Origin of the sequence: Nonlabens sp. YIK11, from assembly GCF_001413925.1 — a bacterium.
Classification (GTDB): domain Bacteria; phylum Bacteroidota; class Bacteroidia; order Flavobacteriales; family Flavobacteriaceae; genus Nonlabens.
Genome location: NZ_LBMJ01000001.1, coordinates 1,696,345 through 1,716,294 on the forward strand (window position 1 = coordinate 1,696,345; position 19,950 = coordinate 1,716,294).

The following is a 19,950-nucleotide window of genomic DNA, read 5'->3' on the forward strand; positions in this document are numbered from 1 at the left end:
TTGATAAAGTGATAATAAATCCTAATGGCTATCGCCTTAAATAGCCGTGTATTAATCTTATTTTTGTATTCCAAATTTGAGAACATGTCAGAGCAAATAGAACGAATAAAGTGTTTAATCATAGGATCAGGACCAGCAGGATATACGGCTGCGATCTATGCTGCGCGAGCAGATATGAAACCTGTAATGTATACCGGTATGGAACCTGGTGGCCAGTTGACCACGACGACTGAAGTGGATAATTTTCCTGGATATCCTGACGGTATCGATGGACCAGCCATGATGGTAGACCTACAAAAACAGGCAGAACGTTTTGGAACTGATGTTCGTTTTGGTATGGTCACTGAAGTGAATTTTGCTACCGAGAAAGGTGGCATCCACAAAGTAGTGGTAGACGGAAAAATTCATCTGGAAGCCAATACTGTGATCATTTCTACAGGAGCATCTGCTAAGTATCTAGGGTTGCCTAGTGAACAGCGTTTGCGCGGCGGTGGCGTTAGTGCGTGCGCCGTTTGTGACGGATTTTTCTATCGCAATCAAGAAGTAGCGATTGTAGGTGCTGGAGATACGGCAGCAGAAGAGGCCAGTTACCTAGCCAACATCTGTAAAAAAGTAACCATGCTTGTGCGTAAAGACTATATGAGAGCTTCTAAAGCCATGCAGCATAGAGTAAACAGTCTTAAAAATATTGAAGTCCTATACAATAGCGAGGTGGACGAAGTCCTAGGTGACCAAGTCGTGGATGGTTTGCGCATCAAAAACAATCAAACTGGCGAGAAACACGAGATTGAAATCACTGGATTATTCATCGCTATAGGTCACAAGCCTAACACAGACATTTTCAAGGGTCAATTAGACATGGGCGATGATGGTTACCTAGTCACTGTTCCAGATACGACCAAAACCAATTTACCTGGAGTTTTCGCTAGTGGAGACGTTCAGGATAAAGTGTATAGACAGGCCATCACCGCAGCAGGAACTGGTTGTATGGCTGCTCTAGACGCAGAACGCTATCTAGCCGATATAGGTGTGGTAGAAGAAGTAAAGGCTGGAGATTACAGCATCGAGTAGGTTGAAAGTTTTACGATAAAAAAAATCCCTTGATGGCACGGCCATCAAGGGATTTTTGGTTTTACTAACTATCTTTTATTTCTTCATCAAGACCGCTTTGTCTGTAAACTCGGCCATATTGATTTTTGGATTGTTATACAGTTCTATTTGTGCATCGCCGCTGGCTTTCAATTCAAAATCTTTGTTGACATTCACACTTGCTTCTGCATTGCGAGTGATGCTTAATTTTAAGTCTTTGAGGTCTAGCTTTTCTGCAACAAGATCGGCTCTACCTTCAAGAACCATGGATGCTGTTTTTGCATCACCTTCAATACGTGCGGTCGCTTTGTCTGTCATCAAGAAATTAATCTCGTCATATTTAAGGAGCGCTTCAGTATCAGAGTTCCCGTTAAGGTTCAACTGGGCACTGCCGCCACCTAGATTACATTCTGACTTACTGTCTGCCATACCATTAAAAATGAGTTCATTCACGCGCCCTGTAAAATATACTCTGGCTTTGTCTTTCACATTTATTTGAAGCATTTCTAACCTAAAGTTTGTGGTGGTGCTCAATTGCGCATCTTCAAAGGCGGTGATCGTTCTAAGTTGTGGAGTGTAGACAATGTTGATCTTCAGCTCTTTATTGCGTCTTATGTCTGCAGTGGTTTTAATAGTCAATACGCCACCTATTACAGAAACATCAATGTATTGGTGCAGGTTGGAATCTGACTTGACATCAACTTTGGGAGTAACACCTTCAGATAGAGTGACTTCCAGTTCTTCACCTATTCTTATTTCTTGAAAAGGTTCTACGGTAATGATTTGGGTGGTTACATCTCTATTGCCTTTTACTTTTTGCGCTTTCGCGAAAGCGAAACTCAACAACAACATCGATGCTACTAGTAAATTCTTCATTTCTTTTGGTTTTTAATTTGAATATAACCAAAAACCGCTCCATATAAAGGGAGCGGTTCTTAATATATTCCTATTTTATAGTAGGATGAGGTCGATGAGGTAACAGATGAGCGCTATCATGATCGATCGTTTTGACTCACGCCATCGTTACCATCATACTGCCAGTCACCATCATTTTCTGGAATGCTGTTCGCCGGGACACTATCATTTACTGTATCCATAGCTTCATCTTCAGCTTCTTTTGTTTCTTCAATAATGGGGCAATCCAGACATACCGCCTTGCCATCCTTGATCTGGTACGTGTATTCAATGTTATTCCCTAAACGGAATGCGTCATTGTTGATATACGATCTGTATCGCTCACCAAATCGCTCATTGAATCGAGCGGTGGTACCTTCTGGCAAATACACCATGACTTCCACATCGTGATCGCCAAATCCACCATTTTGCGGCAACATAAAATAGTCTGATCCTACAAAAGAAGAGTCTGTGAGTTGGTACTCAAACTGGATCAGTTTTGCTCGTTCCTTGGCCTCTTCAAAACTGGCTCCTTTGGATTTGAACAAGAGCTCGACACGTGCAACAGAATCTGTTGTGGATCCAGTTGCTACCTTGACATTATAATACTTAACGTATTGTTGCCCGTCAATCTCATCAAACTCAAATTGGACACCATTGCGATTGAAAGAGTTGATACGATCTGTCCTGGTAAGGTCCAGTGAGAACGGTTGCGATGCGTCAATGGCAAACTTCTCTGTTTTTTGTACACTCGCATCAATCGCTTGACTGGCAATGATTCTCCCAATCATGATACTTAAGGCGATCACAGCAATGATCCATATGGCAGAAAGTGCCAGATACACTTTAGATCCTAAGGTGCGCAAATTGCTCACCAATAACTTCAAGCCTAAAACAGCAAGAAGAAATAATGGTATTCCTGCAACTAAAATAATGGCAAGAACCAACCAGAAGGAAGCAAAATCTGCTGGGACAACCCAGTCAAAAATGGTTAACAAACTATACCCTTCAATATCTATTGCACTCGCCGTGATGGTCGATACGATCAAGGCCACCAGTGCAATTGTCGTCGTGAGGAATAACAGTAACCCAAATATCTTTACGATTGCTTTTAGAACTCCTATGATCAGACTGCCTAAAAATCCAAAAAACTTAACGGTTCCACGTTTTCCCTTTTGACCTACGATAAGGTGGCCGGCGTCGGTCTGCCCATCGGCCACGGGCTCAAAACCCGCTTTGAAATTATCTTCTATATTGGAGATGTTGACTTCCTTGCCCATCATGGTCAGGCGCTGGTTGGTAGTCACTGCATCGGGAACAAAAATCCATAACAATATATAGATAGGTATGGCCCAACCAGCGGTAAGGAAAGTAATCAGGATCCATAGAACACGTACCCAAACGATGTCGACGCCTAAATAATGTCCCAATCCAGAACTCACTCCACCAACGTACCCGTTTTGCGTGTCTCTAAAGAGCTGTTTCCCTTTAGTAGCATAATTGGGACGCTTGGCTTTACTGCCAGATTCTGTAAAGATGTCCTCGTCAACTTCATAGTCTTCTGGTTGTCCCATGATGTCAATCACAGCTTCTACATGACCTATAGAGATGACCTGTTGCTCATTGGCGCGCTTTTCAAGGAAAAGTTCTGCGATTCTGGACTCGATGTCAGACATGATCTCGTCTGCGCCCGTAGTTCCAGAAAAGGAGCTGCGTACCGCTGCAAGATATCGCTGCAGGCGTTGATAGGCATCTTCATCTATGTGGAAGAACAGCCCAGCTAAATTTATATTGATGGTCTTGTTCATGATTTCTTGGTTTTAGGTTTGGTAACAATATTGACGGCATTCTTGAGATCGTCCCAAGTGCTGGAGAGTTCAGTAAGGAAGATCTTACCTGTTTCAGTAAGACCATAGTACTTACGTGGAGGTCCACCAGTACTTTCTTCCCAACGGTAGTTGAGTAGTCCTGCGTTTTTTAAACGTGTCAGTAACGGGTAGATGGTGCCTTCCACCACCAGGAGTTTAGCATCTTTCAAAGTATCAAGAATCTCTGCCACATAGGCATCTTCTTCCTTGAGGATCGATAGAATGCAGTACTCCAGTACGCCCTTGCGCATTTGTGCTTTTGTGTTTTCTATCTTCATGTTAGTTCGTGTTAGATGTTTCCTGAACTGGCGTATCAGGAATAAAATTAATCGTTAACGGGTAGCGGTATTCCTCTCCATCATGAGCCCTGATCGCCGCCTTGATCGTGCAGACCAGATCCACAATGCCCAAAGCCAGAATAAGCGTACCGCAAATCACACCGCTGGCGACGATAGTGGAGAAAATCCCCAAGTCATTGGTAAAGGGAAAGCTAGGACCATCCATCGCTTGCCATAAATCTGGACCGCCAGAGATCATGCTCCCTATAATCACGCCGCCGCCTATAAAGGCAAGTATAACGGTCCAGAGCGTGATGCTCAATTGGAAGTTGATGGCCTGTTTTCCATGGCGATCTATAAAGTCAGATTTTTTGGAATTCACCATCCATAGTAGAATGGGCAGAATGAAATTTCCCAATGGGAAGATCCATTTTCCAAATGTCGCTAGATGGATTCCCATCGCGATATTATTGTGGTTGTTTTGTTGTTGTTTTTCCATGACCTATTAATTTCTAATGCAAATATATATCTAAAAGATAGTATTATGCAATACAAAGTACCATATATTTTTGTTCAGATATGGTGATTTGATGAGTTCGTTTTCACGAAAGCGTAATAAAAACAGCCCTTTGAAGAGGAATGGTTAGATATGAAAAAATCTGATTTTATTTTTTAGTGTGATCGGATAATCATCAAAATTTCAAATAAAGATGAGTTTGTTATTCATAAATCTCGATGTAAAAGGAGCTACAATTTAAATCTAGAAAGTGATTTGAACATCAAAAGTTTTTTGCTTACTCTGCTGTAAATCGGTTAGTTTTGCTGTACACGTCAAGCTACCATACATGATCACACCGGCCAAAATCAACACTTTTACGTTTTTTAAATTACCCAGCTGCTGGTGGTGCGGCGTACGTGTAAAAACCATCACGCCAGAGACGTGCACGACACGTGTCAAGCACAGGTGGTTCAATCAAAATCCGTTCAAGAGCATGTATTTTGCCGTGCAGGCCATGGCAGCAGAGCTTACCACAGGCGCTTTGGTCATGTCCTATATCAAAGAATCCAATGCTAAGGTGAGCATGCTGGTAGCTAACAATGAAGCCACCTTTACTAAGAAAGCAACAGGTCAGATCACCTTCACATCTAATGATGGACTCGCAATTAAAGATGCCATTGAAAAAACAGTAGCCACAGGTGAAGGCCAGACGGTCTGGATGGAAGCCACTGGAATCAATGCAGACGGTATACAGGTAAGTAAGTTTAAATTTGAATGGACCGTAAAACGCAAAGGCTAGCGCTCTTTCTTTTTTAATAGTTCTAACAAATGCCGCTTAACTCATTGCGTATCTTGCCGTCATGAAAGCCAGTTTCCAGAAATACACTTTAGAATTTAAACAGCCTGCGGGAACTTCTCGTGGAGTACTCAAAACCAAAGACACCTACTTTCTTACTGTAGAAAACGACAGCGAAAAAGGAATAGGTGAGTGCAATCTTTTTAAAGGATTGTCCAGCGACGATAGGCCTGATTATGAAGAGAAACTTCAATGGGTTTGCGATCATATAGGAATGAAACCTGCAGAAATGAGCGCTGCCCTGCAAGAGTGGCCATCAATTTTATTCGGTTATGAGATGGCGATGAAATCGCTGCAGTCCAGCGATCCGTTTACGCTTTTTCCATCTCCATTCACGCAACAGCAGGATCATATTCCCATCAACGGCTTGGTATGGATGGGCGATAAGAAATTCATGATGCAGCAGCTGGAAGAGAAGCTCGCGGCTGGATTTGACTGTATCAAATTGAAGATAGGCGCCATAGATTTTGATGCCGAAATGCAGTTGTTGAAGTCGATACGATCTCGCTTTCGCGAAAGCGAAGTCACCATAAGAGTTGATGCTAACGGAGCTTTTGAACCTAAAGAAGCTCTGGCTAAACTCGACAAAATTTCAACCTATAAGGTCCACAGCATCGAGCAACCCATCCAGCAAGGCCAATGGAAGGAAATGGCTGAATTGTGCGAGAAAACTCCAGTGCCCATCGCGCTGGATGAAGAGTTGATTGGCTTGTACACTTCTGGAGATCGCGCTCGCTGTCTGGATCAGATCCAGCCACAATATATTATTTTGAAACCTGCTCTTGTAGGTGGTTTTGCCAGCTCAAGAGAATGGATCAATCTGGCAGGAGAACGCAACATAGGCTGGTGGATGACCAGCGCCCTAGAGTCCAACATAGGGCTGAACGCGATCGCACAATTTACGTACACGTTAGGTGTTTCCATGCCGCAGGGTTTGGGAACTGGCGGCTTGTATACCAATAATATTGAAGCTCCATTACAGATCAAAAACGGTGCGTTGCATTGTAACGAGATTGCTTTATGGAACACTAATCCAATAAATTTCTAGAATGTTTATAAAGAGAGCAGCAAATAAGTTCAACGAGCCGTGGAGATGGATTTTAGGATTTATCGTCATTTTTGCGGCCTGTCAAGTGATAGGAGCAACTCCATTTGCTATTGCCATCGCTGTAAAAACGGTTATGGACGGCAATATGGGCGCGCTTAATGATGCGTCTGCCATTATGGGTGTATTACCTTCCAACCTGACTTTTTTCTTGTTGATGATTAGTTTCGTTTTTGGGATATTGGGCTGGTGGATCTGGGTCAAATATGTTCATAAACTATCATGGACACAGGCCACAACATCACGAGTTAAGTTTGACTGGAGTCGGGCCTGGTTTGCGTTTATTGTGGTTGGATTGGTGTCCATCATTTCTACGGTTGCTGGATATTATTTGATTCCAGAAGACTATATCTGGAATTTTGACCCTGTTAATTTTGGGATACTATTCGTGTTGGCGATCGTTCTCGTACCTATTCAGACGACTTGGGAAGAATTGTTTTTCCGTAGTTACATGATGCAAGGATTGGGATTGATGGCAAAAAATAGGGCCGTTCCATTTATTGTGACCTCCTTGATTTTTGGATTGATGCACCTAGGTAATCCAGAAATAGCAAAACTGGGCTATACCATTATGTTTTGGTATGTAGGCACAGGATTCTTACTTGGACTTTTCACGTTGATGGATGAAGGAACAGAGTTGGCCATAGGTTTTCACGCTGCAAACAATTTATTTATCGCGTTACTGGTCACGGCAGACTGGACCGCTTTTCAAACGGAATCCTTATTGATAGACGTTTCTGATCCTGAAGTAAATTTTACCACTTTTATTCCATTGTTGGTATATTATCCGGCGCTAGTTCTTTTATTTGCATGGAAGTATAAGTGGACCAACTGGAAGGAACGATTGTTTGGGAAAGTTGAGGTTCCAGCGCATACGAACGACGATAGCATAGAATTTGACAATACATTAAATCCATAAGATGATTCCAGAAGTACATCCAGAATTCCAATTAAACGGTAGATCACTTGACCATAAAGGCCTGATGACCGTCGCCTACAGTTATGCCAAAGAAGGAGAACTGTGGGAACGTCAAGTAGGTGATTTTCTATTGAACTGGCTGGATGATTTTTCCTATCATACGGTATTCTCCAGTGGCTCTACTGGTGTGCCTAAAGAGTATAGACTGGAGAAAAAGCACATGATCAACAGTGCGCGCATGACAGGCGAGCGTTTTAGAATAAGTGCAGGAATGGATGTGTTGTGCTGTTTGCCGTTAAGCTATGTTGCCGGTAAACTGATGATGGTGCGTGCGATTGAATTAGGCTGGCACATCGACCTGGTGGCACCGTCAAAAAATCCGCTGGATAAAGCGACCAAGCGTTATGATTTTACCGCGATGACCGCTTATCAAGTAAAACATTCTCTGGATTATTTATACAAAAGCCGAAAGATCATCATAGGTGGTGGACCGGTTGATGAAGCCCTAGTAGAAAGCCTAAAAGGTCGCCACACCAGAGCTTACCATACTTATGGAATGACTGAAACCAGCACGCACGTTGGGATACGCGAACTCTATCCCAATCATGAAGAATTCTTTACTGCCTTGCCTAGAATCAAGGTGCGCCTAAATGGTGCAGATTGCCTCGTGGTCGATGCTCCAGATCTTGCAGATGAACCTGTGGTAACTAATGACCTGGCAATCATTAAGAATGAAAAAATGTTCAAGATTTTAGGAAGGACAGATAACGTCATCATCACTGGTGGTATCAAGATCCATCCAGAATCAGTTCAAAACAAGTTGTCCAAGTTTATCGATAACCGCTTTTTTATCTCCTCAGAGCCAGAAAAAGCCCTAGGTCAACAAGTGGTTATTTATGTAGAAGGTGAAGAGATCGATTTGGAATCCGCTTTCGCGAAAGCGAAACTAGACCGATTTGAAAAACCACGCAAAGTCATTTTTGTAAAGCAATTTGCCGAAACCCACACGGCAAAAGTGGACCGCAAAGCCATCATCGCAAAATACGGAAACAAGTAAATCATTTAAAATTAGTGGTTGTTAAGCTGCTGTGCAATCGCATCAGTGGCTTGATCCAGCATTTTGTAGACATTCTCAAAGCCTTGATCACCGCCGTAATAGGGATCTGGAACATCGAGATCGTCGCCTGGAAAAGGGACTTCAAGAATCTTTTTGATCTTGGCGCGCTGCTCGTCATTTTGAGCTAGGTCCATCACATCATTATAGTTGGACCGATCCATGACATAGATATAGTCAAAGTTTTCAAGATCTTGTGGTGTCAGCTTGCGGCTGCGTTGTTGCGAGATGTCAAGATCGTAGCGTTTGGCAACTTCAATAGATCTCTTATCTGGCGCCTCGCCTTTATGGCCACCGCTAGTTCCAGCGCTGTCCACCGTGAATTTGGTAAAGTTCAATTTAGATCGCATCAAACCTTCCGCCAGTGGCGAGCGGCAAATGTTACCCAAACACACCATTAAAATGGAGGTTTGCTCTTTCATTTAATTCGCCAGCTTTTTACGCAGATCTTCTACGTACTTATTAAATTGTTTGTCTGTGGAAGCAAGGTTGTCAACCGTCTTACAGGCATGTAAAACCGTTGCGTGGTCGCGTTTCCCTATTTTTGATCCAATGCTGGCAAGTGATGCCTTAGTCATTTTCTTTGAGAAATACATCGCCAATTGACGCGCTTGTACAATATGACGCTTGCGGGTTTTGGATTGTAGAGTTTCAACGTCCATCTGGAAGTAATCGCTCACAACTTTTTGGATCTGATCGATGCTTACCTCACGTTTGGTATTCTTGACGTAGTTCTCAACAATCTTTTTGGCCAGTTCAATAGTGATGTCCTTATGGTTAAAGGAAGAATGTGCAATCAACGAGATGATGGCACCTTCCAGCTCACGAATGTTGGTTTTGATGTTATCTGCTAGATAATTGATGATGTCTTCTTCCATTTCCACACCATCGCGATACAATTTGTTCTTGATGATGGAGACTCTTGTTTCATAATCTGGATGATTGAGCTCTGCACTCAAACCCCATTTGAATCTGGAAAGTAAGCGCTGCTCGATATCCTGCATATCTACAGGCTTTTTATCACTCGTTAGAATGACTTGCTTACCATTTTGATGTAGGTGATTGAAAATATGGAAGAATACATCTTGGGTTCCTGCCTTACCAGCAAAGAATTGGATGTCATCCACGATCAATACATCTACAATTTGATAGAAGTGAATAAAATCATTTCTATTGTTCTTGCGTACGGACTCGATGAACTGCTGGGTAAATTTTTCAGCACTTATATATAGAACCGTTTTATCTGGATAATTCTCCTTGATGCCTACACCTATGGCATGAGCAAGGTGTGTTTTTCCAAGGCCAACACCACCAAAAATCAATAATGGATTAAATGAAGTTCCGCCTGGTTTGTTAGAAACCGCCATACCAGCACTACGTGCAAGTCTGTTGGAATCACCTTCTAGAAACGTATCAAAATTATAGGAAGGATTGAGTTGAGACTCAATCTTTACATTACGTATTCCAGGAATGATAAACGGATTTTTAAGCTCTGGACTTTTACTGCGTACAGGAGCGTCAACCGTTTGTGAATTTTGAAATGTACGGTTGCTGCTGGGTATTTTTTCGGTGAATGGTTCCATACCTTTTAAGGTATTCTCCATTCTAATGGCGTATATCAATTTAGCTCCTTCACCTAGCTCTTTTGTAAGGGCTGTTTTAAGCAATTTGATGTAATGTTCTTCGAGCCATTCGTAGAAAAAACGGCTGGGAACTTGTATACTCAACGCTGTATCAGTTAGCTTTACTGCCTTGATGGGTAAAAACCAAGTTTTGTAGGCTTGTGGGTTAATATTATCCTTTATGAATTCAAGACAATTTTCCCATACCGATTCTGCCGTCGATGTCATAAATATTGTTTTATCTGGTTAGGTTCGACTCTAATATGAACGAGGAAATTGAAGCACAAAGTGGCTACCTCAAGAGTGGTACAAATATGTGTATAAAAAACCTTAAAAAAAATAAAAAGTAGGGTTGGTTTTTACCAAATATAATTGCATGCAGGAACCATTTTAATCCACCTAATTTTACATCATAAAATATATGAAAAATTCGATCATCGACATTGTGCCACGGTATGCCGAAACCGACCAGATGGGAATCGTTCATCATTCTAACTATTTGATTTACATGGAGCAAGCTAGACTTGACTGGTTGGATGCTTTAGGTTTTTCTTATCAAAAAATGGAAGATTCTGGAGTGCTTTTACCTGTTTATCAAATAGATATAAAGTATAAAAATCCGATCAAGTTTGGGGACGAAATTTCTGTCAAAACCACCCTTAAGAATCTTCCTACAACAAGGGTCGTTTTTGAGTATGAAATCACAAAAAAGGACGGTTCCGTATGTGCCACGGCAGAGCTTACTTTAGTGTTCACAGATGCCAAAACCTTTAGACCTCGTAAACCAATTCCCGAATTTTTGGAAAAGTGTAAAACTCTGTTTTAACTACGACTACTTTATCATAAAATCATAGAATGCTAGACGACTATTTCCAAGACTTGAAACACGAATTGCGAGGTGCGATGAGTAAGCGCAATCACCCTTTTAAATACGCCTACTTGTCCACCGTCGATGAAAATCTACAACCTCGAGCAAGAACTATCGTGATTAGAGAAGTAAGTGAAGCCATGAACTTCACCATTTTTACTGATTCGAGAACGACCAAGGTACATCAATTGCAACAAAACCCTAAAGCAAGTCTGCTGTTTTACCACAATAAAGGTTTACGTCAAATTAGAGTGGATGGAATTCTAGAACCTATTACAGATCCGCAAGAAGTTAAACGTCTTTTCCAAAAGGTTTCTTCTAAATCGATTAAAGATTACACGACCCAACTGCCGCCAGGATCACCCATAAAAAATCCTGATCATGTGGAATATGTAGAGCGATCAGAGAATCATTTCTTGCCATTACAACTCACGCCTGCATCCATTGAGTTGCTACAACTCAAACGACCCAATCACTTGAGAGCGCTTTATACTTTTGACAATAATCAATGGCAAGGTCAATGGCTAGTGCCTTAAACACTAGCGGTAATAGGGTACATGGCATTTAATTGCTCAAGGGTTCGCTCCACGGCATTGAGAGGTACGCCTATGGTCATTTTACAGGATTCGGTAAGATCCTGATTTTTGATATTAAAGGAATGCTCATCCACAAACCTCATGACTTGGCTCATTTGTGGATATTCAAAAGAGATGATAATGTCTTTAGTAATGACACGTTCCACGATCTGTGCCTGATCCAATGCCAATCTAGCGGCCTCGCGATAGGCTTGAATCAAACCACCAACACCTAGTTTTGTCCCACCAAAAATTCTACTCACCACCACCAGCACATCACTCATTTCAAAAGCGTTGATCTGCGATAGGATAGGATCGCCAGCACTATGATTGGGTTCGCCATCATCGTTGGAGCGGTATACATCATTGGTAGGGCCTAATTTCCAGGCATAGCAATGGTGTCCAGCTTTCGGGTGTTGGTTGCGCAGCGATGGAATGATGTCATTCAGCTGGTCCTCATGGGTAAAGGGAAAAGCGGTAGCATAAAATTTACTGCCACGTTCCTTATAAAGAATCTCCTCGGTAGCTGCAGTTATGGTTTTATAACGATCTTTCATGTGAGTTACGCTTTCGCGAAAGCGATACAAATTATAGCCAGTACTGCAAGAGCAATGCCCCAGTAATTCTTGACCAGCAAACGTTCCTTGAACAACAGGTAGCCCAAAAGCGTGGTGAACAGAACCGTTCCCACGTGGTTAATGGGAAAGAAAACGCTGCTTTCCATACCGTTTTTAAGCGCCTTGATCAAAAAATGAATGGAGAAATAATTGGGTATGCCCAATGCTATTCCCGCAACAACAGATTTCAATTGCAAACGCCTGCCATTAAAGGCTTCATAGACCAAAATCAACAACCCTAAACCGAAGGCAGCCACAAAGCAAACCGCACTAAAAATGGGATCATCGCCATCTGGGACGAAATTCTTCTCGGCATATTTGATGATGGTGTCGATGGTGCCGCTGCCCAGAAAAAGCAGCGCTGGTAGCAGTAATTCTTTTTTATGAATGGTAAGGCCATCCTTAGATTTTAACGAAGCCAGATACACAGACGCCAGGGCAATAACTATTCCTGCCATCTTGAGCCATCCCAAACTCTCGCTGTAAGCCCAAATTCCAAAAACTACGGGTATGATGAGTGACATTTTGCTAGCCACTGCTGCGACCGACAATCCGTTTTTTTGACTGGTTAATGCCAGTATGTTGAATACGGTAATGAAAAGAGCGCCTAGAATAATGGAGAACCAAAACCAGTTGCCGTTGACAATTTTGGTCACTGATATTTCACCTTGAAAAACCAGTAATCCGGTGACGGCAGCAACCAAATAATTGATGACAATAGCGTGCAAAGTATTGACTTCAAATACCTTAAAGTACTTGAATATCACGTACAACAAACTGGAAGTGAGAACACTTAGAACGAGCCAGATCATGGTTGCTTGAAAATTTTAAGGACGTCGTCTTTGATCATCAAGCTTTCCTGTAGGATTACATTTTTGGGAATCAACGGTGCTTTGAGTCCATTTTTGAAGTAAATGGTCGTACCCATATATTGATGGATCTCATCCCAAAGATCTTTTTCTAGAAACTGCTGCAAAGTTTTGGCGCCACCTTCAACAATGACGCTTTGTATGTTGAGGTGATAAAGGTCTTGAATGATGCTTTCGGTTTCACTTGAGTCTCTGCGCAAGATTTGGGTCACCGCATCCTCGTTAAAAACATTTAGATTTTCGGGTAAATCATTTCTTGAGTCCAAAACGATTCTTATGGGGTTGTTCCCATACCATTCACGTACCGTTAGGTTAGGATTATCATCCAGTGCGGTTTGCGCACCTATTAGGATACTATTTTCTTGTGCTCTTGATCGGTGTGTGTGTTGCCTGGAATATGAATTGGTAATCCATACAGGTTTCTGTTCATCTTTGGTTGCTGGTGCAATGAAGCCATCTGCGGTTTCGGCCCATTTGAGAATGATGTAGGGTCGTTGTTTTTTGTGGTAGGTAAAGAATCTTTTGTTCAGGTCATTGCATTTCTCTTCAAGAATTCCTGTAATGACTTCAACACCTGCTGCGCGTAGTAGTTCTGCGCCTTTGCCGGCCACTTTTTCATGCGGGTCCAAGGTGCCGATGACCACTTTTTTAAACTTCTTTTCAATAATCAAAGACGCGCAAGGTGGTGTCTTACCGTGATGGGAACAAGGCTCTAGATTGACATAGATGGTGGCTTTTTCAAAATCAGAGGTTGCATAGCCGTTGCGTTCTGCCGCTGCAATGGCGTTTACTTCGGCATGTGGCTCTCCAGATTTTAAATGAAAACCTTCACCTAAAACTATTCCTTCATCACTCACAATCACAGACCCAACCAGCGGATTGGGATAAGTGGTTCCCAAACCATTCACAGCTAGTTGGATGCATCGTTGTATATAAAACTCGTCTCTAGTCAAGGAAACAAATTTAAGATTATAGAACGCTATGTTGACTATCCATCGATAACTTTAAGAGCACATAAATATTGGGCGTCACATCACCATAGTATCTTTGAGATATGAACATTAGAAAAATACAGCCTAAGGATAACCCTGCGGTACGCGATATTATCCAGCAAACCATTCTTGAGCACAACGCCCCTAAAGAAGGAACCGCCTACAGCGACGCGGCAACCCAATCCATGTATATGGAGTACCAAAAACCCAGATGCGTGTATTATGTGGTAGAAATAGATGGTAAAATATGCGGTGGTGCTGGAATTGCACCATTAGCCAATTATCCAGAAGGTATTTGCGAGTTGCAAAAAATGTACTTTTTACCTGAGGTTCGTGGTAAAGGCTACGGCAAGCAGTTAATGAACAAGTGCCTGGAAGCTGCAAAATCTTTTAAATTTTCAAAAGTCTATCTGGAAACCATGGACAATATGTACGATGCTCAGGGATTGTATAAACGAGTAGGCTTTGAACTGTTGACCCAACCGTTGGGAAATACGGGTCATTACAGCTGTCCGGTGCAAATGATTAAAAATCTGGATTAAGATGACGCTACGACAGTTACGGGATATTTACGTGAGTAGACTGGCAGATCTTTATCCAGAAAACGAGATCGTTTCGATCTTCAAGATCGTTTGCGAAGACCTGTTGCACATGAGTAAGTCAGACATTATGATAAGAGGTGAAGAACCCTTAACGCATTTGAAGGAAGAAATCTTGCTCAGGTCGCTGGAAACCTTACTTGCAGGCACGCCAGTACAGCATATCACGGGAATTGGGCATTTTTACGGTCATGAATTCAAGGTCAACGAACATACCTTAATACCACGCCAGGAAACGGAAGAACTCGTCCAGTGGATCCTTGACGACCACAAGGGAAAACAAATCAATTCCATTTTGGATATAGGTACAGGTAGTGGTTGTATTGGGGTTAGTTTGGGTAACGCTTTCGCGAAAGCGAACTCCCTAAAACCTTCTTCAAAAATCACACTTTTGGATCTGTCTAAAAATACCTTGCAAGTGGCAGCCTCAAACGCAGAAGCTATTTCGCCAGAGGTAAATTTTGAATTCAAACATCAAGACATTTTAGTCACAGAAAAGCTGGAACCCTTTGATATTATCGTTAGCAATCCACCGTATGTGCGCGAGTTGGAAAAGCCAGAATTACATAAAAACGTTTTAGATTTTGATCCAGAGATGGCATTGTTTGTTGAAAATGACGATCCGCTGGTGTTTTATAGAAAAATTCTTGAGTTGGCCAAGGATCATAACAATCCGTTAGTGTATTTTGAGATCAACCAATATTTGCCAGAAGAGATGAAACAGCTTGCGATCCAGCTGGGTTATGAGCACGAATTACGCAAAGACTTGAATGGCAACTGGCGCATGATGAAGTGCTGGAAGTGAACGAGTTTGGAATTAAAATTGTAATTTGCACAGCATCTGTGCAAACGAAAGAATTATGGCAACAAAGAATTTAACCATCAGGCTGTCTGACCAATTGATCGAGGCCAGTAAAGAGTATGCAAAAAAGCAGGGCAAGTCATTGAACGAAATGATTCGCGAGTTTTTGGAGACGAATGTTAAAAAGCCCGACTCCTATCAAACGCCTATGGAAAAAATGATGAGAATCGCTGAAGAAAATGCTGTTTACAGTGACGGTTATAAATTTGATAGAGAAGAAGCAAACGAAAGATTATAATTTATGGCAACAAAGAATTTAACCATTAGGCTGTCTGACCAATTGATTGAGGCAAACAAGAAATATGCTAAAAAACTAGGTAAATCATTGAACGAAATGATTAGGGAGTTTTTGCAGCGTAATGTTCAAAATGAGGATGAAAAAAGCTGGGCAGACGAATGGATTGAGTTTTCTGAAAAGAATGCTAAAGACATAGGTTACACTTGGAACAGGGAAGAGGCTAATGAAAGATAGAATATTTGTAGACAGTAACATTTTTATCTATTTATTAGATTCTAAAAATCTTCAAAAGCAAAGAAAAGCGGGAAGCTTTTTAAAATCTATAGAAGAAGCGGACGTACAGATTTCTACTCAGGTGGTAAAAGAATTTTGTAACGTAATGATTAATAAATTCAAGTTGTCCGAAACTACGGTAAGAGATAGTCTCTCTTTGTTTAGTAGAATGTCCATTGCAGATACCCCAATTTCTCTAATTCAGAAGGCTATTCAACTGAAGTATAAATATCAGCTTCAGTTTTATGACAGTATAATTGTGGCAGCTGCATTGGAAACTCATTGCAATATACTCTACAGTGAAGACATGCAACACTCACAATCCATAGAAGGCCTTCAAATCATTAACCCATTCCAAAATTAAATGGATCCCAAAACCCAAATAGAATCCCTAAGAAAGGAACTGCGTGAGCATAACTACAACTATTATGTGAAGGACGATCCATCCATTACAGACTTTGAGTTTGATAAGAAATTGGAACAACTCAAAACTCTAGAGGCCAGCCATCCCGAATTTTTTGATCCATCGAGCCCAACGGTAAGAGTTGGTGGTGAGGTCACCAAGAATTTCAAGACCGTCAAACACATCAACCGAATGTATTCTCTGGACAATTCTTATAGTCTGGAAGATTTACAGGATTGGGAAACGCGTCTGCATAAGGTTGTAGATGGCGATATACAGTACGTTTGTGAGCTTAAATATGATGGTGCCAGTATTAGTTTGCACTATGAGAATGGCAAATTTGTCCAAGCTATTACTCGTGGTGACGGTACACAAGGCGATGACGTTACCACTAATGTACGTACGATCAAATCGGTACCGTTGCAATTGAAAGGCGATGATATTCCTGAAAAGTTTGAAATACGTGGAGAGATCGTGCTGCCATGGGATGGTTTTCACAAGATGAATAAAGATCGTGAGGAACAAGGACTGGAATTATACCGCAACCCACGTAACACCGCTAGCGGCAGCTTGAAATTACAAGATAGTGCTGTGGTCGCGACGCGACCTTTGGAGTGTTTGTTATATCAGTTGGCTGGTGATAACTTGCCTTTTGAAACTCAATTTCAAGCACTGGAAGCTGCCAGAAAATGGGGTTTTAAAGTGCCGCCACAATCTCAGTTGGTGGATGGCATAGACGGTGTATTGGAATTTGTAAATCATTGGGATACGGCCAGAAAGGACTTGCCATATGAAACAGATGGCGTGGTCATCAAGGTCAATAAATTGCAGCATCAGGAAGAACTAGGCTTCACGGCAAAAGCACCGCGCTGGGCGATGGCGTACAAGTTTAGTGCAGAACAGGTCTCGACCAGACTTCAAGAAATTACATATCAAGTTGGGCGTACCGGTGCTATCACGCCAGTGGCCAATCTAGAACCCGTAGAAATCTCAGGAACCACGGTCAAACGCGCGAGTCTTCACAATGCAGACCAAATAGAAAAACTGGATATACGAGTAGGTGATGAAGTATTTGTGGAAAAAGGTGGTGAAATCATTCCTAAGATTATTGCGGTAGATCTACTTAAAAGGCCAGAAAATTCAGAACCAACGGTTTATGCGACCCACTGCCCAGAATGTGGTACCCAACTGGTACGTAAAGAAGGTGAGGCACAGCACTATTGCCCTAACGATCTAAGCTGCCCGCCACAAGTCAAAGGTCGCATTCAACATTTTATATCTCGCAAAGCCATGGATATAGATGGCATAGGATCTGAAACGGTTGACCAGTTGGTAGAGGCTGGATTGCTACATAATTATGCCGATTTGTACGACCTGAAATACGAGCAAATCATCCCATTAGAGCGCATGGCAGAGAAGAGCGCGACCAACATGATTGAAGGTATCGAGGCCAGTAAAGAGATTCCTTTTGAGCGCGTGCTGTTTGCTTTGGGAATACGATATGTAGGCGAGACCGTTGCTAAAAAGTTAGCCAGACACTATAAATCCATGGACCAATTGGTAGCGATGCCAGAGGTTTCTAAAACCGATGAGGCAGATTTGTTTAGTGATGCTGTTGATGATTCCGCTAGCGAGCAGCAAGGCGACGATGAGGTTCACACTGAGCGCAGTCGAAGTGTGAAAGCGGAAAAACTTCAAGAACTGAGCAACATACCAGAGATAGGCGAGCGCATCGCAGAGTCTGTGGTAGAGTTTATTACAGATCCTGCGAGTATGGCAGTTGTTCAGCGGTTGCGGGATGCTGGGTTGAAATTCTCTCTAAGTGAAGAAGAACTATCCAGCAGGTCAGATGCGCTGGCAGGAAAAAGCTTTGTGATTTCTGGTGTTTTTGAAATGTCCAGAAATGATTTAAAAAAGATGATTGAAGACAATGGTGGTAAGGTAAGCAGCTCGCTATCCTCAAAAACTGATTACCTTATTCGTGGTGAAAATATGGGTCCTTCAAAACTGGAAAAATCCGAAAAGCTAAATATCAAGATGATTAGTGAGCAGGAGTTTCTCGCGATGGTGTGATTTTAAAAAACACGTAAGCGAAGAAGATCATAAAAGTAAAATCATTTAATCCGTAAAGGGTGTAGAAAATACCTGCAAGAAGATCTTGATCGTAGACTTTTTCTAGGCTATTGTTTGAAAACCAGACGAGGTAAGCAATAACGTAAGCTAGCTTTTCAAGGACAAAAACTCCAATAAGCGATTTCACATTCATGTAGGTTTTAGAAATCGCGATATAAGCAAGACCCCAAACCATGATCATGAGCAACCCAAAATGAGACATGACCGCAGGATCCGTTTGTGGGATCACATCATTGGTAAATCCTTTTGAAAAAATCAGCAGCCCAATGGTATTCATTAATCCAGCAGCAATGAAGCCTTTGGTGATGGTGGATTGGGTCATTTTGAATGTCTTAAATTAAGAGGCTACACCTCATAAACCACCTCGCTACCGCCAGCTAGTTTTCCTTTGTGCAAATAGAAATCTATGCGGCCTACATTGATACCGTAACAACCTACCTGATTGACCATGACGGTCTCTCCAACTGCATTAGTAACCAGTTCAGGTTTTTCTAAGAAGGTATGCGTGTGTCCACCAATAATGAGATCGATACCACTAGTTTGTTGAGCCAGCGATACATCGCTAATCTTGCTGCCTTCATATTGATATCCCAAATGCGACATGCAGATGACTATATCGCAGTGTTCCCTTTCGCGTAAAGCGATAACCATATCCTGCGCCACGGTTAATGGATCTTGATATTTGGTTTCCTTATACATGAGCGGCGATACCAGACCTTCCAACTGGATTCCCAATCCAAACAATCCTATGCGTACGCCATCCTTGACCATCACCTTATATGGTTTGGTCTTACCGTCTAGGATTGTGTTGGAAAAATCATAGTTGGAAATGACGAAATCAAAATCGGCATTAGGGAGTTGGGCGTATAATCCATCGATACCGTTATCAAAATCGTGATTCCCGATGGTGGCTGCGTCGTAGCCCATCATGCTCATCAGTTTGATTTCCAGCTCACCTCCATAAAAGTTGAAATAAGGCGTTCCCTGGAAAATATCACCGCAATCCAACAATAAGGTATTCGGGTTTTCCTTGCGTACCTTATTGATAAGTGCCGCGCGTCGCGCCACGCCGCCACGACCATCGTTTCTGCCGCCATTGATAGGCTCAATGTGCGAGTGTGTATCGTTGGTATGCAGGATGGTGATTTTCTTGAGGTCTTCATCTTCAGCAGCGGTTTGAAACAACCCTGAAGCCAGCGCCGTATTGCTCCATAGACCAGTACCTGCGATCAAACTTGCTGTGGCGGTGTTTTGGATAAATTTTCTACGTTCCATGA

24 protein-coding genes are annotated in these 19,950 nt (G+C 42.1%); 13 read left to right on the forward strand and 11 right to left on the reverse strand.

All coding sequences use genetic code 11. The annotated features are described in order from the left end of the window. Positions 1–84 precede the first annotated feature (84 nt). Positions 85–1,071, forward strand: a complete 987-nt coding sequence (trxB, locus tag AAU57_RS07715; protein ID WP_055413709.1) for a thioredoxin-disulfide reductase — start codon at positions 85–87, stop codon at positions 1,069–1,071. Between the two features lie 75 nt (positions 1,072–1,146). Here trxB and AAU57_RS07720 read toward each other — a convergent pair whose 3' ends face one another. The 4 genes from AAU57_RS07720 to AAU57_RS07735 all read right to left on the reverse strand — a co-directional run bounded on the left by AAU57_RS07720 (position 1,147) and on the right by AAU57_RS07735 (position 4,628). Further along, positions 1,147–1,965 carry a GIN domain-containing protein gene (locus tag AAU57_RS07720; protein ID WP_082438575.1) on the reverse strand — a complete coding sequence of 273 codons (819 nt, stop codon included), beginning with the start codon at positions 1,963–1,965 and terminating at the stop codon, positions 1,147–1,149. A 116-nt stretch (positions 1,966–2,081) separates the two neighbouring features. Beyond that, positions 2,082–3,791 carry a PspC domain-containing protein gene (locus AAU57_RS07725; protein ID WP_082438576.1) on the reverse strand — a complete coding sequence of 570 codons (1,710 nt, stop codon included), beginning with the start codon at positions 3,789–3,791 and terminating at the stop codon, positions 2,082–2,084. Further along, positions 3,788–4,129, reverse strand: a complete 342-nt coding sequence (locus tag AAU57_RS07730) for a PadR family transcriptional regulator (RefSeq protein ID WP_055412360.1) — start codon at positions 4,127–4,129, stop codon at positions 3,788–3,790. The genes AAU57_RS07725 and AAU57_RS07730 overlap by 4 nt, the downstream gene beginning before the upstream one ends. A 1-nt stretch (position 4,130) precedes the next feature. Continuing rightward, the gene (locus tag AAU57_RS07735) at positions 4,131–4,628 is read right to left on the reverse strand and encodes a DUF4870 domain-containing protein (RefSeq protein WP_055412361.1); all 498 of its coding nucleotides are present in this window, start codon (positions 4,626–4,628) and stop codon (positions 4,131–4,133) included. Between the two features lie 346 nt (positions 4,629–4,974). Here AAU57_RS07735 and AAU57_RS07740 point away from each other — a divergent pair, with 346 nt between their 5' ends. The 4 genes from AAU57_RS07740 to AAU57_RS07755 all read left to right on the forward strand — a co-directional run bounded on the left by AAU57_RS07740 (position 4,975) and on the right by AAU57_RS07755 (position 8,565). Beyond that, on the forward strand, positions 4,975–5,427 hold the full coding sequence (locus AAU57_RS07740; protein ID WP_055412362.1) for a DUF4442 domain-containing protein: 453 nt from the start codon (positions 4,975–4,977) through the stop codon (positions 5,425–5,427). Between the two features lie 61 nt (positions 5,428–5,488). Continuing rightward, entirely contained in the window at positions 5,489–6,532 is a 1,044-nt protein-coding gene (locus AAU57_RS07745) for an o-succinylbenzoate synthase (protein ID WP_055412363.1), read from the forward strand. 1 nt (position 6,533) lies between these two features. Continuing rightward, positions 6,534–7,508, forward strand: a complete 975-nt coding sequence (locus tag AAU57_RS07750; RefSeq protein ID WP_055412364.1) for a CPBP family intramembrane glutamic endopeptidase — start codon at positions 6,534–6,536, stop codon at positions 7,506–7,508. 1 nt (position 7,509) lies between these two features. Continuing rightward, positions 7,510–8,565: an AMP-binding protein gene (locus AAU57_RS07755; protein WP_055412365.1), complete on the forward strand. Its 1,056-nt coding sequence runs from the start codon at positions 7,510–7,512 to the stop codon at positions 8,563–8,565. Positions 8,566–8,576: 11 nt separating this feature from the next. Here the strand turns inward: AAU57_RS07755 and AAU57_RS07760 are convergent, their stop codons facing one another. Both AAU57_RS07760 and dnaA read right to left on the reverse strand, forming a co-directional pair. Next, the gene (locus AAU57_RS07760) at positions 8,577–9,044 is read right to left on the reverse strand and encodes a low molecular weight protein-tyrosine-phosphatase (RefSeq protein ID WP_055412366.1); all 468 of its coding nucleotides are present in this window, start codon (positions 9,042–9,044) and stop codon (positions 8,577–8,579) included. Further along, positions 9,045–10,472, reverse strand: coding sequence for a chromosomal replication initiator protein DnaA (gene dnaA, locus AAU57_RS07765; protein ID WP_055412367.1), 1,428 nt, complete (start codon positions 10,470–10,472; stop codon positions 9,045–9,047). 193 nt (positions 10,473–10,665) lie between these two features. Here dnaA and AAU57_RS07770 point away from each other — a divergent pair, with 193 nt between their 5' ends. Both AAU57_RS07770 and AAU57_RS07775 read left to right on the forward strand, forming a co-directional pair. After that, complete coding sequence (locus tag AAU57_RS07770; protein WP_055412368.1) at positions 10,666–11,070, forward strand: acyl-CoA thioesterase; 405 nt, start codon at positions 10,666–10,668, stop codon at positions 11,068–11,070. A 29-nt stretch (positions 11,071–11,099) separates the two neighbouring features. Continuing rightward, positions 11,100–11,648, forward strand: a complete 549-nt coding sequence (locus tag AAU57_RS07775; protein ID WP_055412369.1) for a pyridoxamine 5'-phosphate oxidase family protein — start codon at positions 11,100–11,102, stop codon at positions 11,646–11,648. Here AAU57_RS07775 and AAU57_RS07780 read toward each other — a convergent pair. From AAU57_RS07780 to ribD, 3 genes are read right to left on the reverse strand one after another with little or no spacing between them, the layout of a single operon-like run. Further along, positions 11,645–12,244, reverse strand: a complete 600-nt coding sequence (locus AAU57_RS07780; RefSeq protein WP_055412370.1) for an IMPACT family protein — start codon at positions 12,242–12,244, stop codon at positions 11,645–11,647. The two genes, AAU57_RS07775 and AAU57_RS07780, sit on opposite strands and share 4 nt — an antisense overlap. A gap of 5 nt (positions 12,245–12,249) precedes the next feature. After that, positions 12,250–13,116: an EamA family transporter gene (locus AAU57_RS07785; protein ID WP_055412371.1), complete on the reverse strand. Its 867-nt coding sequence runs from the start codon at positions 13,114–13,116 to the stop codon at positions 12,250–12,252. Further along, positions 13,113–14,126: a bifunctional diaminohydroxyphosphoribosylaminopyrimidine deaminase/5-amino-6-(5-phosphoribosylamino)uracil reductase RibD gene (ribD, locus tag AAU57_RS07790; protein WP_055412372.1), complete on the reverse strand. Its 1,014-nt coding sequence runs from the start codon at positions 14,124–14,126 to the stop codon at positions 13,113–13,115. Before ribD ends, AAU57_RS07785 begins: the two co-directional genes overlap by 4 nt. 101 nt (positions 14,127–14,227) lie before the next feature. Between ribD and AAU57_RS07795 the strand changes: the two genes are divergently transcribed. Genes AAU57_RS07795 through ligA form a run of 6 tightly spaced genes read left to right on the forward strand, consistent with a single transcriptional unit; the run spans position 14,228 to position 18,613 of the window. Beyond that, on the forward strand, positions 14,228–14,707 hold the full coding sequence (locus AAU57_RS07795) for a GNAT family N-acetyltransferase (protein ID WP_055412373.1): 480 nt from the start codon (positions 14,228–14,230) through the stop codon (positions 14,705–14,707). A 1-nt stretch (position 14,708) separates the two neighbouring features. After that, positions 14,709–15,569: a peptide chain release factor N(5)-glutamine methyltransferase gene (gene prmC, locus AAU57_RS07800; protein WP_055412374.1), complete on the forward strand. Its 861-nt coding sequence runs from the start codon at positions 14,709–14,711 to the stop codon at positions 15,567–15,569. A gap of 55 nt (positions 15,570–15,624) precedes the next feature. Next, entirely contained in the window at positions 15,625–15,864 is a 240-nt protein-coding gene (locus AAU57_RS07805; RefSeq protein WP_055412375.1) for a DUF6364 family protein, read from the forward strand. A gap of 3 nt (positions 15,865–15,867) precedes the next feature. Next, entirely contained in the window at positions 15,868–16,098 is a 231-nt protein-coding gene (locus tag AAU57_RS07810; RefSeq protein WP_055412376.1) for a DUF6364 family protein, read from the forward strand. Further along, positions 16,088–16,501 carry a PIN domain-containing protein gene (locus tag AAU57_RS07815; protein ID WP_055412377.1) on the forward strand — a complete coding sequence of 138 codons (414 nt, stop codon included), beginning with the start codon at positions 16,088–16,090 and terminating at the stop codon, positions 16,499–16,501. The genes AAU57_RS07810 and AAU57_RS07815 overlap by 11 nt, the downstream gene beginning before the upstream one ends. Then, on the forward strand, positions 16,502–18,613 hold the full coding sequence (ligA, locus tag AAU57_RS07820) for an NAD-dependent DNA ligase LigA (RefSeq protein WP_055412378.1): 2,112 nt from the start codon (positions 16,502–16,504) through the stop codon (positions 18,611–18,613). Here ligA and AAU57_RS07825 read toward each other — a convergent pair. Both AAU57_RS07825 and AAU57_RS07830 read right to left on the reverse strand, forming a co-directional pair. Further along, positions 18,582–18,995, reverse strand: coding sequence for a hypothetical protein (locus AAU57_RS07825; RefSeq protein WP_055412379.1), 414 nt, complete (start codon positions 18,993–18,995; stop codon positions 18,582–18,584). The genes ligA and AAU57_RS07825 overlap by 32 nt on opposite strands. A gap of 23 nt (positions 18,996–19,018) precedes the next feature. Further along, on the reverse strand, positions 19,019–19,948 hold the full coding sequence (locus tag AAU57_RS07830) for a bifunctional metallophosphatase/5'-nucleotidase (RefSeq protein ID WP_055412380.1): 930 nt from the start codon (positions 19,946–19,948) through the stop codon (positions 19,019–19,021). Positions 19,949–19,950: the final 2 nt, after the last annotated feature.

Excerpts from the sequence above, each read along its gene's own strand:
- trxB (WP_055413709.1), top strand. The coding sequence starts at position 85 with ATGTCAGAGCAAATAGAACGAATAAAGTGTTTAATCATAGGATCAGGA.
- AAU57_RS07720 (WP_082438575.1), bottom strand. The coding sequence starts at position 1,965 with ATGAAGAATTTACTAGTAGCATCGATGTTGTTGTTGAGTTTCGCTTTC.
- AAU57_RS07725 (WP_082438576.1), bottom strand. The coding sequence starts at position 3,791 with ATGAACAAGACCATCAATATAAATTTAGCTGGGCTGTTCTTCCACATA.
- AAU57_RS07730 (WP_055412360.1), bottom strand. The coding sequence starts at position 4,129 with ATGAAGATAGAAAACACAAAAGCACAAATGCGCAAGGGCGTACTGGAG.
- AAU57_RS07735 (WP_055412361.1), bottom strand. The coding sequence starts at position 4,628 with ATGGAAAAACAACAACAAAACAACCACAATAATATCGCGATGGGAATC.
- AAU57_RS07740 (WP_055412362.1), top strand. The coding sequence starts at position 4,975 with ATGATCACACCGGCCAAAATCAACACTTTTACGTTTTTTAAATTACCC.
- AAU57_RS07745 (WP_055412363.1), top strand. The coding sequence starts at position 5,489 with ATGAAAGCCAGTTTCCAGAAATACACTTTAGAATTTAAACAGCCTGCG.
- AAU57_RS07750 (WP_055412364.1), top strand. The coding sequence starts at position 6,534 with ATGTTTATAAAGAGAGCAGCAAATAAGTTCAACGAGCCGTGGAGATGG.
- AAU57_RS07755 (WP_055412365.1), top strand. The coding sequence starts at position 7,510 with ATGATTCCAGAAGTACATCCAGAATTCCAATTAAACGGTAGATCACTT.
- AAU57_RS07760 (WP_055412366.1), bottom strand. The coding sequence starts at position 9,044 with ATGAAAGAGCAAACCTCCATTTTAATGGTGTGTTTGGGTAACATTTGC.
- dnaA (WP_055412367.1), bottom strand. The coding sequence starts at position 10,472 with ATGACATCGACGGCAGAATCGGTATGGGAAAATTGTCTTGAATTCATA.
- AAU57_RS07770 (WP_055412368.1), top strand. The coding sequence starts at position 10,666 with ATGAAAAATTCGATCATCGACATTGTGCCACGGTATGCCGAAACCGAC.
- AAU57_RS07775 (WP_055412369.1), top strand. The coding sequence starts at position 11,100 with ATGCTAGACGACTATTTCCAAGACTTGAAACACGAATTGCGAGGTGCG.
- AAU57_RS07780 (WP_055412370.1), bottom strand. The coding sequence starts at position 12,244 with ATGAAAGATCGTTATAAAACCATAACTGCAGCTACCGAGGAGATTCTT.
- AAU57_RS07785 (WP_055412371.1), bottom strand. The coding sequence starts at position 13,116 with ATGATCTGGCTCGTTCTAAGTGTTCTCACTTCCAGTTTGTTGTACGTG.
- AAU57_RS07795 (WP_055412373.1), top strand. The coding sequence starts at position 14,228 with ATGAACATTAGAAAAATACAGCCTAAGGATAACCCTGCGGTACGCGAT.
- prmC (WP_055412374.1), top strand. The coding sequence starts at position 14,709 with ATGACGCTACGACAGTTACGGGATATTTACGTGAGTAGACTGGCAGAT.
- AAU57_RS07805 (WP_055412375.1), top strand. The coding sequence starts at position 15,625 with ATGGCAACAAAGAATTTAACCATCAGGCTGTCTGACCAATTGATCGAG.
- AAU57_RS07810 (WP_055412376.1), top strand. The coding sequence starts at position 15,868 with ATGGCAACAAAGAATTTAACCATTAGGCTGTCTGACCAATTGATTGAG.
- AAU57_RS07815 (WP_055412377.1), top strand. The coding sequence starts at position 16,088 with ATGAAAGATAGAATATTTGTAGACAGTAACATTTTTATCTATTTATTA.
- ligA (WP_055412378.1), top strand. The coding sequence starts at position 16,502 with ATGGATCCCAAAACCCAAATAGAATCCCTAAGAAAGGAACTGCGTGAG.
- AAU57_RS07825 (WP_055412379.1), bottom strand. The coding sequence starts at position 18,995 with ATGACCCAATCCACCATCACCAAAGGCTTCATTGCTGCTGGATTAATG.
- AAU57_RS07830 (WP_055412380.1), bottom strand. The coding sequence starts at position 19,948 with ATGGAACGTAGAAAATTTATCCAAAACACCGCCACAGCAAGTTTGATC.